The organism is Candidatus Dormiibacterota bacterium (assembly GCA_035536395.1).
Lineage (GTDB): Bacteria > Patescibacteriota > Saccharimonadia > UBA4664 > DATLOE01 > DATLOE01.
In genome coordinates, this window is record DATLOE010000002.1 from 1 (window position 1) to 14,752 (window position 14,752).

At 48.9% G+C, this 14,752-nt stretch carries 15 protein-coding genes; 12 read left to right on the forward strand and 3 right to left on the reverse strand.

The features are described 5' to 3' along the window. The 3 genes from VNA68_00215 to VNA68_00225 form a co-directional block, all read left to right on the forward strand. Positions 1-683, forward strand: a 683-nt coding sequence (locus VNA68_00215) for a CHAP domain-containing protein (protein HVE80559.1), incomplete at its 5' end; no start/stop codon positions are given. A gap of 47 nt (positions 684-730) precedes the next feature. Continuing rightward, positions 731-1,894, forward strand: a complete 1,164-nt coding sequence (locus VNA68_00220) for a S41 family peptidase (protein HVE80560.1) — start codon at positions 731-733, stop codon at positions 1,892-1,894. 113 nt (positions 1,895-2,007) lie between these two features. After that, positions 2,008-3,630, forward strand: coding sequence for a CTP synthase (locus tag VNA68_00225; GenBank protein HVE80561.1), 1,623 nt, complete (start codon positions 2,008-2,010; stop codon positions 3,628-3,630). On the opposite strand, the gene rpmA is transcribed toward VNA68_00225, so the two are convergent. Beyond that, positions 3,631-3,933 (reverse strand): 50S ribosomal protein L27, encoded by a 303-nt coding sequence (gene rpmA, locus VNA68_00230; protein ID HVE80562.1) that lies wholly within the window; start codon positions 3,931-3,933, stop codon positions 3,631-3,633. It lies immediately after the preceding gene. A 1-nt stretch (position 3,934) separates the two neighbouring features. After that, positions 3,935-5,059, reverse strand: a complete 1,125-nt coding sequence (locus VNA68_00235; protein HVE80563.1) for a hypothetical protein — start codon at positions 5,057-5,059, stop codon at positions 3,935-3,937. 58 nt (positions 5,060-5,117) lie between these two features. On the opposite strand from VNA68_00235, the gene xseA reads away from it, so the two are divergent. The 8 genes from xseA (at position 5,118) to VNA68_00275 (ending at position 13,879) form a co-directional block, all read left to right on the forward strand. Next, on the forward strand, positions 5,118-6,287 hold the full coding sequence (xseA, locus tag VNA68_00240) for an exodeoxyribonuclease VII large subunit (GenBank protein HVE80564.1): 1,170 nt from the start codon (positions 5,118-5,120) through the stop codon (positions 6,285-6,287). Beyond that, positions 6,284-6,538 (forward strand): exodeoxyribonuclease VII small subunit, encoded by a 255-nt coding sequence (xseB, locus tag VNA68_00245; GenBank protein HVE80565.1) that lies wholly within the window; start codon positions 6,284-6,286, stop codon positions 6,536-6,538. Before xseA ends, xseB begins: the two co-directional genes overlap by 4 nt. Further along, positions 6,510-7,031: a hypothetical protein gene (locus VNA68_00250; GenBank protein ID HVE80566.1), complete on the forward strand. Its 522-nt coding sequence runs from the start codon at positions 6,510-6,512 to the stop codon at positions 7,029-7,031. Before xseB ends, VNA68_00250 begins: the two co-directional genes overlap by 29 nt. 21 nt (positions 7,032-7,052) lie before the next feature. Further along, positions 7,053-7,703 (forward strand): hypothetical protein, encoded by a 651-nt coding sequence (locus VNA68_00255; GenBank protein HVE80567.1) that lies wholly within the window; start codon positions 7,053-7,055, stop codon positions 7,701-7,703. A 157-nt stretch (positions 7,704-7,860) separates the two neighbouring features. After that, positions 7,861-11,241 (forward strand): ATP-binding protein, encoded by a 3,381-nt coding sequence (locus tag VNA68_00260; protein ID HVE80568.1) that lies wholly within the window; start codon positions 7,861-7,863, stop codon positions 11,239-11,241. Positions 11,242-11,273: 32 nt separating this feature from the next. After that, positions 11,274-11,648, forward strand: a complete 375-nt coding sequence (locus VNA68_00265; GenBank protein HVE80569.1) for a response regulator — start codon at positions 11,274-11,276, stop codon at positions 11,646-11,648. Positions 11,649-11,734: 86 nt separating this feature from the next. Further along, positions 11,735-12,463, forward strand: a complete 729-nt coding sequence (recO, locus tag VNA68_00270; GenBank protein ID HVE80570.1) for a DNA repair protein RecO — start codon at positions 11,735-11,737, stop codon at positions 12,461-12,463. A 48-nt stretch (positions 12,464-12,511) separates the two neighbouring features. Continuing rightward, on the forward strand, positions 12,512-13,879 hold the full coding sequence (locus tag VNA68_00275; GenBank protein ID HVE80571.1) for a glycine--tRNA ligase: 1,368 nt from the start codon (positions 12,512-12,514) through the stop codon (positions 13,877-13,879). A gap of 48 nt (positions 13,880-13,927) precedes the next feature. Here the strand turns inward: VNA68_00275 and VNA68_00280 are convergent, their stop codons facing one another. Further along, the gene (locus VNA68_00280) at positions 13,928-14,140 is read right to left on the reverse strand and encodes a hypothetical protein (GenBank protein ID HVE80572.1); all 213 of its coding nucleotides are present in this window, start codon (positions 14,138-14,140) and stop codon (positions 13,928-13,930) included. Between the two features lie 237 nt (positions 14,141-14,377). On the opposite strand from VNA68_00280, the gene VNA68_00285 reads away from it, so the two are divergent. After that, a partial coding sequence (locus VNA68_00285; protein HVE80573.1) for a hypothetical protein occupies positions 14,378-14,752 on the forward strand: 375 nt, incomplete at its 3' end.

Below are 14,752 nucleotides of genomic sequence, written 5' to 3' on the forward strand. Positions count from 1 at the left end.
AGCAGTATTTGGATACTATCAAGGATCACATTCAGGAACAGTCATCGGCTATCGTTCAGCTTAAGGCCGATCTGGAGAAACAGAAGGCCGAGATGGAAATTGCTATTAAACAGCAATCAGACCTTTCCCAGGCTTTAGCCATACAGCAGGCTGAAGCTGCTCAAATATTAAGCGTTACCCGCGGCGAAGAGGGCCGCTATGCACAGCTTGCCAGTGCTAATAATGCCAAAGCCGAGGAGTTAAAGCGGCAGCAGGCAGCAATTATATCCTCCCAATTCGGCAGGGGTTCGACAGCCGGCTCCTGCGGGGGCGGTTACCCGGCCAAGTGGTGTAACGCCCCGCAAGATAGCCTGGTGGACGATTGGGGGATGTACAACCGTGAGTGTGTCAGTTATACGGCTTTCAAGGTGGCCAGTTCCGGCCGGTATATGCCGTACTGGGGCGGCCGGGGCAATGCCAAGCAGTGGCCGGATAACGCTAGAGCAGCCGGTATCCCGGTAGATGGCAATCCGCGCGCCGGAGATGTGGCTGCTTCGCTTTCGGGGCCATACGGACACGTTATGTATGTTGAGCGCGTGAATGGTAACGGTACTATTGATATCAGCCAGTATAACGCTGAGAATCAAGGCCTATACAGCACAAATACCATTTCAGCCAGCGGCCTGCAGTTCATTCACTTTTAACTGCCCCCAAAAGTGATACAATAAGCTTATAAACATAAGGATTTTGGTTGCCCGATAATTTTCAGATTAGCAAAATAGCAGCCATTGGGGCGACGTTACTACTTGTCGGTGTTGGTTTTGTATTCGGCCAGGTCAGCCCTAGTGTGGTTTCTGTAGGCACCGATACAAAAAGCCTTAATTTTGCCAGCCTGCAAGAAACATATGAAATCTTGCAGCGTAAATATGATGGCCAGCTAGATCCGGCGAAGGTGCTTGAGGGTGCCAAAGCGGGGTTGGTGGGGTCAACAGGCGATCCTTACACTGTCTACTTGAACAAAGAGCAGGCGCAGGCGCTGGAGGATGATCTCTCAGGGACGCTTTCAGGTATTGGTGCCGAGGTCGGCATAAAGGGCGGCAAGCTGACTATTATTGCCCCTTTAAGTGGCTCACCGGCTGAGGCGGCCGGGCTCAAACCGGGTGACTATGTCATAAAGGTGGATGAGACAGATACGGCCGGTCTACCGTTAGATGAAGCTGTGAGTAAGATTCGCGGACCGAAAGACACCAAGGTAATGCTTAAGATCATTCGCGGCAATGGCGAGCCGTTCGATATTAATATTACCCGCCAAGTCATTAATGTCTCTAGTGTTAAATCTAGTTTAAAAAACGGTAATATAGGCCATATTCAACTCACGCGGTTTGCAGATGATAGCGGGGAGAAGGTGGCCGAAGCCGCCCGCAGCCTTAAGGCGCAGGGCGCTACCAAATTCATACTCGATATGCGCAATAACCCTGGCGGCTATCTTGCCTCTTCGGTCGATGTCTCTAGCCAGTTCCTACCTGCAGGCAAACTGATAGTGGAGGAAAAGCATGGGCAAAAGGTGCGTGAAAGCCTTAAAAGCCAGAAGGGCGGGGAATTAATTGGAGTGTCGCTCGTGGTACTGATAAACGAAGGCAGCGCCTCAGCCAGTGAGATTGTAGCAGGTGCTTTGCAAGATCATCGGGCTGCCAAGCTAATTGGAGAAAAAACATTTGGCAAAGGCAGCGTGCAGGAGATTATTAAGATCCCTGGAGGAGAGCTGAAGATTACGGTAGCCAGATGGTATACACCAAAGGGCCGCAATATAGACAAAGAGGGTATTAAGCCGGATATTAAGGTTAAACAGACACAGGCCGATTTTGATGCCAGCCGCGATCCGCAGCTGGAGAGAGCCCTGCAGGAATTAAAGTAGCAGATAGCATCTAGGTCTAGCGAGCCCACTAAATAATGCCAACGCTTTTATAAAAAACCTTAATACAGTATGATTAAAAGAAGAGAATACCGCTAATGCTTATGGGGGAATAGGTGGCTAAAACCAAGTATATTTTTGTGACAGGTGGAGTGCTTTCCGGGCTTGGAAAGGGCATTACAGCCGCTTCTTTGGGCACTATACTAAAAGCTCGCGGCTATAAGGTAAACATTCAAAAGTGTGACCCTTATCTGAATACCGATGCCGGCACCCTTAACCCAGCAGAACACGGTGAGGTGTTTGTGACGGCCGATGGGGCCGAGACCGATCTGGATCTTGGGCACTATGAGCGGTTTTTAGACCAAGAGCTAACTCAAAAAAGCTCGCTGATGAATGGGCAGATTTATGCCAATATCATTGCAGATGAGAGAAGCGGCAAATACCTAGGTAAAACAGTCCAGATTATCCCTCATGTCACGGGCGAGATTCAAAACCAAATCGTGGAGGCCGGCCGTGGCTACGATATTCATATTGTAGAGATTGGCGGCACAGTGGGCGACTATGAAAGCCTAGCCTTTTTGGATGCCATTCGGCAGTTTCGCCGCCAGGTCGGCCACGAAAACACGGTGGTGGCTCATGTGGTTTACCTACCATACCTAGAGGCCAGCAAGGAGCTTAAGACTAAACCGGCGCAGAATACGGTGCGCGATCTAAGAGCGGCCGGCGTTCAGCCAGATATTATTGTGGCCAGGGCAGAGCGGCCGGTCAGCGAACATATTTTGCATAAAATCAGCCTGTTCTGCGATATCGACATGGACGGCATTGTGCCGCTGGCGACAGCCAGGAGTGTTTACGAGGTACCGCTCGCATTAGAGCAGTTTAACCTCGCCGAATACACATGCCGCAAACTGGGCCTAGCTGCAGGCAAGCCGGACCTATCCTCTTGGCGCTCGCTGGGCAAGATTATCGCAAAAAGTGATAAGCCGGTGGTAAGGGTTGGTGTGGTAGCCAAATACATGGATCACGAAGATACTTATATGAGTGTGTTCGAGGCAATAAAGTCGGCAGCCTGGGCTTACGATCGACAGGTCGAGATAGTCTGGATAGACGCTGAGCAGATTGAGGCCGAGGGTCCCACTAAGCTTTTGGGCGACTGCGATGGCATTGTGGTGCCCGGCGGTTTTGGCTCCCGGGGAGTAGAAGGTAAGATTACCGCCGCCGATTACGCTATGGAAAATAATCTGCCGTATCTGGGCCTTTGCTTGGGAATGCAGACGGCCGTAGTAGCGCTCGCCCGGAAAACATTGGGGCGCTCGTCACACACTACCGAGGCTAACCCCAAGGCAAGACATCCGGTAATAGACCTGATGCCCGATCAAAAAGATATAGATCAAAAGGGAGGTACGATGCGTTTAGGGAACTATAAGTGCGTTCTTGCGCCTGGCACCATTAGTGCTAAGGCATACGGCAAAAAAGAGGTGAATGAGCGCCATCGGCACAGGTATGAGTTTAATAATAAGTATCGGCCCGCTCTTACAAAAGCCGGCTTGGTGCTGGCCGGCCTTTCGCCCGACAAGCGGTTGGTGGAGTTAATCGAAATAAAAAACCATCCGTTTTTTGTGGCCAGTCAGTTCCACCCTGAATTCAAATCGCGGCCACTAGGGCCGCATCCACTGTTTAAGTCTTTCATGGGGGCCGCTATTAAACAGCAGCAGCCATCTGCAAAAATTAGAGCCTAACTATTTAGCCGGCTCTTTGACGGGGGCGGCGGGTTCAACCGAGACGAACTTGCGGCGCACTTTTTGCCCACTAAACTTGGTGACTTGCTTGGTGGTAAAGTTAACAATTCCGGCTCTGATGGCATAAATAGTCTGGTCTGTTCCCATGGCAGTACCGGCGCCTACTTCAAAGCGGGTGCCGCGCTGGCGGACTATAATGTTGCCATTTTTTACCATGGTACCTCCACTGGTCTTTACGCCCAAGCGTTTACCGGCTGAATCGCGTCCTAATTTTGTTGAGCCTGCGGCTTTTGTATGCGCCACGCTAAGTCCTCGTTAATAAAAGCATCTGTCGTCCAACTGTTTGGTCTGGCCGGCGATAGATTAAATTATGCGCATCAGTGTGCGCAAAACTCCTGAAATTATAACCTAAACCAGGTATGGCGTCAATTATATCCAGCTTTTTCCAGCCGTTCTGGGTATGCCAGACGGGGAAAGTAATTGTTACTTCTGTACCAGAGGGTATTTGCTTGCTCCAGTTCTTTAAACTGTCCAGATACAGCGGCTTAAGGTCGTGCTGCATCTTGCCAGTATCAGAAACGGAGGGCTTGGTGCTTAGGTTTGGGCCCAGGTAGCCCTCTGAAACAATCGCTAGCTTTTTTTCCCTGGGGAGAGTAATACTTTTAGCATCTGCTACTTCTGCGCTCCATTCAGGAACATCTCTCAGATCAGCTAGCCAGCTGAGGTTCTTATGTGTGGCAGCCAGCATTTCTGGGGAGTTATCTGAACCTGCTGCTTGCAGGCCAAGCAGCAGAGCCTCCTGTAGTACGACGCCTGTACCACAGAAAGGGTCGTAAACCAGCGGGGCAGAAGTGGTGTTTACCATAATTTGGGCTAGTTTTGGGGGCAGCATCCCGACCTTTGCGCTTCTAGCGGGCCGCTCGTAATCACGCTTGGAGTACCAATCTATATCCTGGACCTGTTCAGTCAAGGCGATGACCATCTGCTGCTTGCTTACGACTACCAGTAGTTCAAAGCCCTCCTCTAGCATCTTATTAAACTTAATCTGGGCGGCAGTCAGCTCCAGCTTTTCTTTGGGCGGCACGAATCGCACAGATCCATGCTGCCTCAATTTCTTTTTAAGCTGAGAGGCAGTTCTAATAACGAATGTTTTATTAGCCTGAATCCCATAAAAGCTCAGCCCAAAGGTAATTTTCGCTTTCTGGCCAACAGGCAATAGGGAGGTATCTAATACATCTGCTATATCGGCAGATTTGCCTTGGTGAATGATCCGGCCGATTTTCTGCGCGCCGCCCAAACGATTGATATCCACTTGTTTATTTATTATTGCGGCCTTGCCAAATGGGCGAACGCCGCCCGCGCCCAGCTGGCACTCTAGCTCCAAAAGGCCGAGTTCTGGCTGCCGACCCAAAATAGCGATATAATTCATAGCCGTATTGTACACCGATAGGTGGGTTTATGGCTTAAAGCACTTTATAATATTCAATATGCAGCCACCGACAGACCAAGTAATAGGCGTTAAGGATTTTATTGAGATTCTCAACGAAACCTTGAGTTTTGCCTTCCCAGCCGTTACGGTCGAGGGCGAGGTTTCGGGCTATAAGCTAAACCAAGGCAAATGGGTGTTTTTTGACCTTAAAGACGATGATGCCACCCTGCCATGCTTTGCCGTACAGTACCAAATGAAGATGCCGATAGAAGACGGCATGAAGGTACGGGTGACCGGTGTCCCTAAGCTGACCAAATGGGGCAAGTTCAGTTTTACTGTTAAATCAATTAGTTTGGCGGGTGAGGGTGAACTGAAGCGAGCCTTTGAACTGCTTAAACAGAAGCTAAGCGCAGAAGGTCTGTTTGCCGAAGATCGCAAACGCACTCTAGACCCATTCCCCAGAGCCATCGGCTTAATCACCTCCCAGCAATCTGAAGCGTATAAAGATTTTATTACTCGGCTGAATGAGCGGTGGGGAGGTATTACCGTTCAGGTTGCGGATGTGCAGGTGCAGGGCGCACCGGCACCCGATCAAATAGTCGCGGCTATCGAGTACTTCAATCAAATGCCCAGCCCGCCAGATGCCTTGGTAATAATCAGGGGTGGGGGCAGCCTGGAGGATCTGCAGGCCTTTAATACCGAGCCGGTTGCTAGAGCCATTGCCGGCAGCCGAACGCCGACAGTAGTTGGCGTAGGGCATGAAGGTGATGTATCACTAGCCGATTTCGCAGCCGATAAACGTGCGTCTACTCCAACACACGCGGCCCAGCTCGCAGTGCCGGACAGGCGGGAGGTAGGGCAAAAGGTTAATCATCAGGTATATCAAATGTCGCGCTGTCTAGAGAAAGCCATTGAATGGCAACGGGTAGGCTTGCACCGTTTTATGTCTCATTTTGAAAGGTTCTTGCACCGCCCCAAGAACCAGGTACAGTTTCTGCAATCGCAGCTTGCCAGTCGGCAGCAGCAGCTCGTAAGCTCGCATCAGCAAAAACTGCAGGCTTACAAGCGATTGCTGGCTAGCTTTGACCCAAAGGCCACTCTTGCGCGCGGTTACGCTATTGCCCGCCGCGGCCAGCAGGTGATTACCGATCCCGCGCAGGTTCAAACCGGCGATGGGCTCGTGATACAATTGGCCAAAGGCGAAGTAAACACGAAAGTAAAAGAATGAAAGAACAGGATTTTGGAAAAAAATTAGAAGAGTTGGAAGCGATTACTGAATGGTTTGAATCAGATAAGGTCGACCTGAATGAAGCTTTAGGCAAGTTTGAACGCGGCATGCAGTTGGCAGAAGACCTCAAAAAAGAGCTTGAAGTCATCGAGAACAAAGTGGAGAAGATTAAACAGAAGTTCGATGGCAGTGCTTCTGCACCGGCAGTCGAAACCGCAGCCGATGCTAACCCCGACCTCTTTGCCGAGTGATGTAACCTGGCTGCTATCTGCAGTCGCTTTAGTGCTGGGCGGTGGGTTTGCGCTTGCGGCGCTCCTAGGCGCTCCGTATCTCCCCGTGCGCCGGCAAGATGAAGAGTCTTTGCTAGATCTGGCAGACTTAAAGCCAGGAGATAAACTGGTGGATTTAGGCGCGGGGGACGGGCGGCTGCTTAGGGCAGCGGCTAAAAGGGAGGTGTACGGCACTGGTTATGAAATCAACTTACTTTTGTACCTGTGGTCGCTAGTAATGTGCTGGCGGTATCGCAAATACATCCAGCTCCGTCTCGGTAATTATTGGAATGCTATGCTTCCGCAGGCCGATGCCATATATGTTTTTTTAATTGACCATTATATGGCTAAGCTTGATCAGAAGTTAAAGCGTGAGGTTACAAGGCCTACGAAGGTAGTGAGCTATGTTTTCCGCATTCCCGGTAAAAAACCGCAGAAAACCACCAAGAACGCTTTTTTGTATCTCTACCCATAGTGCAGTACAATAAGCATAAGTATGATTAGTACACGCGGCGAAGTTAGCTTGCACTTGGTCCTAACTGTTTTCCTGGGTTTTGGGATGGTTTTCTTTGGCACGCTGACGGTACTAGCCTATAACGCCCGCAATAGTTTGCAGACAGACTTTGATAGCAAGGTGGCGCGAGCTGTCGTGGAGGCCAAACAGAAGCAAAAAGAAGAAGATACCGTAAAGTCCCAGCGCGAGGCCCAGTTGCCCTACAAAACCTACGTGGCCGATGAAGTAAACGGTAAATTTGAGCTGCAGGTGCCTAAAAACTGGAGCGTGCTAAGCGAGTATGCTGCCGCCGGCACTAATCAGTTAAACCTAATAGCTGGACCGGATTATGTCTATGTAAACAAAGACAGCCGCAATACTTTTGCCTTCCAGCTGGAGCTGCTGCGCAAGCCAGCGGCGGAAATAATAAAATCGTATCAGGACAAGGTGAAGAAAAAGACACTTACTCAAAAAGCCGTGAAGGTTTCAGGTCTGGATGCTACCCAGTTTGAGGGGGTGATAGATAACGAAAACCACAATGGAGTGATGGTCGTACTGTCTGTGCGCGACAAGACAATGGCGCTTTCAACCGAAAACAGGGATTATTTGCCTGAGTTTAATGAAATCCTTGCTAAAATCAAAATCAATCCCTAATGGCTCATTTGCCGGCCCTGAGCGCATTCTTTTTTTGCTTACAAAATAACTAAGAAATACAGTAACCAACTGATATAAAACGATAATGCCTAAGCTTGAGAGCGGGTCTTGCCGCATGCTACCTTTAGTCTAGTAATTGTTAAGAGTGAAAGCGGGAATGCCGAAAAAAGATAACATTTTTCACCAATCGTATCCGCTGGCTGTTCCCAGCACGCACTCTTCTTTAGCCAACCTGCAAGAGGTTACCGGTGAATTTCTATCGGCCAAGACCGCAGAAGATTTAATGCACTTGAGCTGTAAGGTTGTAGCAGACAGCTTTGAGCATGGCGCAGTAGTAGCACTAGCGTATGATGATGTGGACCGGCTGACCTTGGTGGAATCAATCGGCTTACCTGATCCGGCCAAGCTGTCTTTGCCTATTCTGCAGAAGGGTGTTTTGGCACTGGAATTTATTGAATTCGATATTACCGAACAGCCTCTTGTTCAACTGTTCGGCCCGACCGCAGCCTCTCGTTTGGAGGCAGGTGGTCTGCATATGGCTCATGTGGCCCCGCTTAGGTCTGATACCCAGCACATTGGTTTTATTGTAGCCCTCAGCGAATCCGGGCTGACTCCTGACCAGTATGAAAAAATTAAACTAGTCATCACCCAGGCTGCCATTATTATGAAAAACCTGCGGCTGCGCAGAGCAGTCGATAATAATCTGCGCGAAACAGAAACCTTGCTTCGGCTGTCTCAAACTATTTCCTCCAGCCTTGAGTTCGATGAAGTTGCAGACAGCTTATTAGAGCAGACTCGTCAGCTGATGCGAGTCGATGCCACAGCTCTATTTATGGGCAGCGACAAGACCGCCTATAAGATCTATCGTAATCACGGCCTACCGAAAAAGTACGTTACCAAAATGAAGATCAAGGCCAGTAGTGCATTTATAAAAGAATTGGCTGAAGCTCGCGAGCCACAACAGTTTTCAGATCTGGCCCAATCGCCGCATCCCAACCATCGCTGGCTGTCTGAGATCGGCTTTAGCTCGCTAATGGTGGCGCCGCTAATATATGATGGCAGCTTAGCCGGTATGTTGGTGTTCTACACCAAAGTTCCGCATGTTTTTAGTTACTCTCAAATCAGAATTACAAAGCTGCTAGCCGAACAAGGCGCGGTGGCTCTGGGTAATTCAAAACTGTTTGAAGATAGTGCCCAGGCTCGTAATGAAATCGATCGTGTCCGTGAGAACATGCAGGACGGCCTAATAGTTTTGAGTACTACCGGCACCATCCGCTATTTTAACCAGGCCACTAGGCAGCTTCTCGGTCTTTCCTCGGAGGACTCGGGCCGCACATTGCAAGAGATTGTGGGCTCTAAGACAGACGGGCAGCCGAGCATTAGAGTCGATAAATCGATTGATTTTACCTGCAAAAAGGCCGCCCGGGGTAAGAACAGTCGCATAATTATGCGGGTGTACAAGAGCAATAATCAAACCACCATTGAGGCGCTGTTCGGCCCCTATTATGGCGTGGGCGGCGATATTATAGGCATACTGGTCAGCCTAAGGGATCATACCCAGGTACATGCTGAACGCGAGAAACTGAATATTATTCAAACCAGCCACGGTATTGGCATGGTACTGCTAAATAAAGAAAATGTAGTAACCACTGCCAACTCTCGTTTCGAGGAGCTGAACGAGAGTATGTACGGCAAGAACTTGGTTGAAGCCCTAGATGACCCGGAGATTAAGAAGCGCCTCACTTTCGACATCGATATTGCAGATGTACTGGCAAAAGCACATAAGGGCCAAGAAGTGACCTTTTACGCCGAAGCTTATTTTGGCGGCCGAACCCAGCACTTGCAGCTGGTGGCTTCACCGATCCGCAGCCACACTGGCGGTCATCAAGGGGTAGCCATAACTACCCGCGATGTCACGGCCTTGGTGCAGAAGACAGCTGAGGCAAACAATATGGCCCAGCTAGCTCAAAAGCATTCACGCGATATCTCAAGCTTAGTAGAGCTAAGCAGTTTCAAGGGCTTTAAGTTCGAGCAGATATACCAAAGGTATCTTTCAGCCTTAATATCACTCTTGGGTTCACCAGCCGCCAGTATTTACCACTACCGCCCGGTGTCTAAGAAGCTCGAGCGTATGGCTACCAGCACGACGTTCAATGAGCATCCGGAGTCGTATGACCTAGGGGATGATTCTCCTATTGTTAAAGCTTTCTTAACCCGCAAATCGGTACACGTGAATGCAGACAAAGATGAGTCGGTACAAGGTAAAAACTTGCTGGCTATGCCGGTAATGTTTCAATCTAAGATTATCGGTGTGATTGCGGTTAGTCATCGTAAGCGGGCTTATGATGCACATGATCTACGCCTGCTGCATCTTGTGGCTTTTAGGCTGGCGGTCATTGTAGAAAATGCCAGTTTGTATCATGAGGTGAATGCCCGCCGCGAGCGCTGGGAAGCCGTCTTTAAATTTACCGAAGAAGGCATAGTGATCTTTGACCGAAAAGGTCTAATTGTGGGCTTTAACCCAGCTGCGACCAAGATTACCGGCTATAGTAATAAGGAGGTAATAGGGCGGCCGTTTACCACTGTAATTAAAACTTCGGCCATGGATAACACCCGGTTTGCCCGCACCCAGCCTATAAAGAAAGTAATAGCGGAAGGCCAGACTGTGGCTAAAAGCGAACAGCTCATAAAGATCAAAAACGGTGATAATATATGGACCGAAATTAATTACTCTCCGATTATGGATGAGTCTGGCCAGGTGACCAGCGGCATAGCAGTAATAAGTAATACTCAACGCGAACGCGAGATAGAGGCAGTTAAAAGCGACTTTATCTCGATAGTGTCACATGAGCTGCGTACGCCGCTGTCGGCCATTAAGGGATTTTTAAGTATGGTGATTAATCAAGATTTTGGTGAGCTAGCGGACAAACAGTCTCGTGTGCTGAGTAAGGTTTATCAGACCAATCAGCGGATGATTAATTTAGTAGAAGATCTTTTGGATGTTAGCTACATCGAAAGCGGTAAAATAACGCTTAGAACTGCTCCGCTTTCGATTGAGCCGCTGATAACCGAAGTAGTAGCGGAGCTGGCCACCAAGGGCTTCGAGAGGCAGATTATGCTGAAGGTCAACCGTAAACAGCGCTTGCCTTTGGTACTGGCCGACGAGACTAGACTGAGGCAAATATTAATCAACTTGATCGATAATGCTATTAAGTACTCACTACCAAAAAGTGAAGTGCAGATTAATTTTAGAGTGCAAGGCAATGAGTTGGTTGTTGCAATAAAAGATCAGGGTATAGGCATTTCGGCTTCACAGAACCAGCGCTTGTTCCAGAAGTTCGGTCGGGTCTATAACCCCATGACTATGCAGGTAGGCATAGGCGGAACGGGTCTAGGCCTCTACATCGTCAAGAACCTAGTAGAGTCGCATGGCGGGCGGATTTGGGTAACTAGTCGCGAGGGTAAGGGTAGTCGATTCAGCTTCAGCTTGCCGATTGCTAAACAGTTACCGTTGCTAGGGGACGATAAATCTTTATAATTGAACAATATGTTTAAGGGAGGTAAAAACTAGTGGCCAATATAATGCTGGTAGAAGATGATCCGATTTTAGTCGAAATGTACCAAGCTAAGTTTGAGCTAGAGGGGCACGACATCGTGGTTGCGACCAATGGGCAGGAATGTCTAAGGCTATTAGAGGATTACCGCCCGGATATTGTTTTGCTAGATATCCTGATGCCCAAGTTAAATGGCTTCCATGTTTTGAAAGAAATTAAAAAGAACCCCAAGCTGCGCAATCTGCCAGTTATCTTGCTGACGAATTTGGGTGAGGCCGAGGTTGATATGAATCAGGATTTGGCTAAGGCACTGGGAGTGAATGATTATTTGATTAAGTCGCATCATACTCCGGATGAGGTTGTTTCCAAAGTCATGAAGGTATTGGGCTAGAGCTCAGTTCACGCATTTTGTAAAAAGCTGCGTTTCTTATTCTCCGTATTAGAGATACGGTTGCTGCCAGGTGCTAAAATATAGTTATGGCTTTATATAAAACCAGGGGGATAGTGCTGAAGCGCCATAATTTGGGCGAAGCAGACAGAATTATTACTTTTTTAACGAGTGATAGGGGCGTAGTGCGGGCAGTAGCCCGTGGCGTACGAAAGATCAAAAGCCGTATGGCCGGCCACCTGGAGCTCTTTTGTGAGGCCGACCTGATGCTGGCTGAAGGCAAAAACCTAGACGTGATAACTTCGGCCCGGTTGCTGCATTATGGTAAGACAGTTACCGGTGATTGGCAAAAACTGCAGCAGGCCTATATGTTCGCCGAGATGATAGATAAACTGGCTGGAGAGCATAGCCAGAATGACGGTTTGTTTGAGGTAATGCAGAGTTCATATAGGCAGCTAGACGCACGGCCAGCCGAACCAACCCTAGAGCTATGGTTCAAGCTTAACCTACTAGATCGCTTGGGGCATCGACCCAGACTGGAGGGCTGCGTAATCTGCGGAGAAGCGGATGCTACCAAAAACTATGTGCTGGTTGCAGAGCTGGGGGGACTCGCCGATACGAATTGCGCCGGCACTGGCCAGCCCAAGCTCAGCCCCCAGGCTATTAAGCTATGGAGGGTGATATTGGTTTGCGAGGCAAAAGCCCTGAGTAGTATTCAAGATGCTGCACGGATTGCCGGCGTTTCACTACCGGCTTGCGACCGTTTTATAGAATACACTTTCGGTCGTCGTTTCGAGTCAGCTAGCCTGCTGGCTTGAACATTGCCGTTTACGAGTTATCCCTATCTATCTATAATAAAACCCACTATGGCAACAAAACCAATTGGCCCGACAATTGAAGAATTAGTATCACTCGCGAAAAGGCGCGGCTTTGTATTCCAGGCCAGCGATATCTATGGCGGTATCGGCGGTTTCTGGGATTGGGGTCCATATGGCACTGAACTGGCCAAGAACCTTAAGGACGCCTGGTGGAGAGCTTTTGTTTACAAGTGGCCGAATGTGGTGGGTCTAGATAGCACCATCATCCAGCACCCTAAGCTGTGGGAGGCTAGTGGCCACGTAGAAACCTTTGTTGACCCTATGATCGATTGCAAGAGCTGCAAACATCGCTTTAGGGCCGACCATATTGCTGGCCGAACGGTTGAGTCTATTAAAGAGTACGACAAGCTGATTCAGGGCAAGAAATGCCCGAACTGCGGCGCTCGCGACACCTTTACACCGGCCCGTAAGTTTCAGATGATGTTTAAGACCTATGTCGGTCCGGTGGAGAGTGATGCGAGTACTGCCTACTTGCGGCCAGAAACGGCTGGCGGTATATTTACCCAATTTATAAACGTGGCAGAAACCAGCAGGCAGAAGATTCCATTCGGTATAGCTCAGATAGGAAAGGCTTTTCGTAATGAGATTACACCGGGCGATTTCATCTTCCGGGTGCGTGAGTTTGAGCAGATGGAGCTGGAGTATTTCATTCACCCTAAAGATCAAGACAAAGAATACAAGCGCTGGAAGCAAATCTGCTGGGACTGGCTGCTTACGATTGGCCTAAATAAACAGAATCTGGTTTGGCATGAGCATACAGGTACAGAGCGTGCCCATTATGCGGCGGCTAGCGCTGACATTCAGTATGCTTATCCGTTTGGTACAGGGGAGCTATGGGGGATAGCAAACAGGACCGACTTTGACCTTAAATCCCAATCAGAGGGCAGCGGACGGGATCTGAGCTACTTCGATCAAGAATCGGGTGACAGATACATCCCGAACGTTATTGAGCCATCACTTGGTGTCGGGCGCCTGCTATTGGCTCTTCTCCACAGTGCCTACCATGAGGAAGAGGTAAAGGGTGAAAAAAGAGTGGTACTGAGATTTAAGCCCGAGATTGCACCGGTTAAGGTAGCTGTACTGCCGCTATCTAAGAAGCCAGAGCTAAGTAAGGTGGCTAGGGAGGTGTATGAGCAGTGTGCCGGCAATTATAGATGCGAGTATGACGAAACCCAATCGATCGGCCGCCGTTACCGCCGTCAGGATGAAATAGGCACCCCTTTATGTGTGACAGTCGACTTTGATTCGCTTAAAGATAAATCGGTAACGATCCGCCATCGCGATACACTGAAACAGGTGAGGGTCAAGATTAAAGATTTATCCGCAGAGATAGAGAAGTCGCTGGCTAAGTTCTAAAATTTAAGGCTCGAAAGCTAAAGGCCCGACCCTGGAAAGAGTCGAGCCTTATTTTCGATGGCGTTTGTGGTCTTGGGCTTGGTCGGGGTTTTTTACTACACTCTGGCCATCCCAGAGTTTCTTTTCGAACATGCCGTGCCACTGACCAATCTCCGGATCGCATTCTGAGCAAAGAGGGTCTCTCTTGCCCAGATTAATAGCGTACTTAGAGAGGGCAGTGTTCTCTACACATCCACATTTGGTACAGATGAACAGGCCCATATTGCTCTCCTACTAGTGGGGTTCTGCTTGGCTGCATTATGAGCTCTATATTTTCTTTTGTCTACAAATGGCTCTCTTAAGCCATTTTACTAATTTATTTAATAAACATAAGCATAATGTGGGTAAAAATAGTTGACAGTGGGTAAATATGGGTGATATCATCTAAACAGTGAGTAGTACAAAACAAAAACATTACTCAAGAGAGTTTAAAAAAGAGGGTTACTAAACGGAGTCTAGATGAGATATTTTCGCCGCAAACTTGATGACAAAAATCGGCTAACAATACCAGCCGAGCTTCATGCTGAGCTAGCAGGCGAGGATGTCATCATTACCAAGGGCTTCAAAGACTACCTGCACTTATATCCAAAGTCAGTTTGGGAAAAGCACTTTAAGGCCGCTATGGGCGGCAGGGGCGGAGAAGCTATGCCGGTTCTGTTCGATGAACAGCTGGCTGATATGGCGGATTCACTCATAGAGGGCATGACCGAAACCGCATTGGATAAAAAGCAGGGCAGAATTATCATCGATCCCGAGCTAGTCAAATATGCCGGGTTTGATAAAGACCGCACCGTAGTCGCCACCAAACTAGTAGGAGACTACTGGAGACTCAAG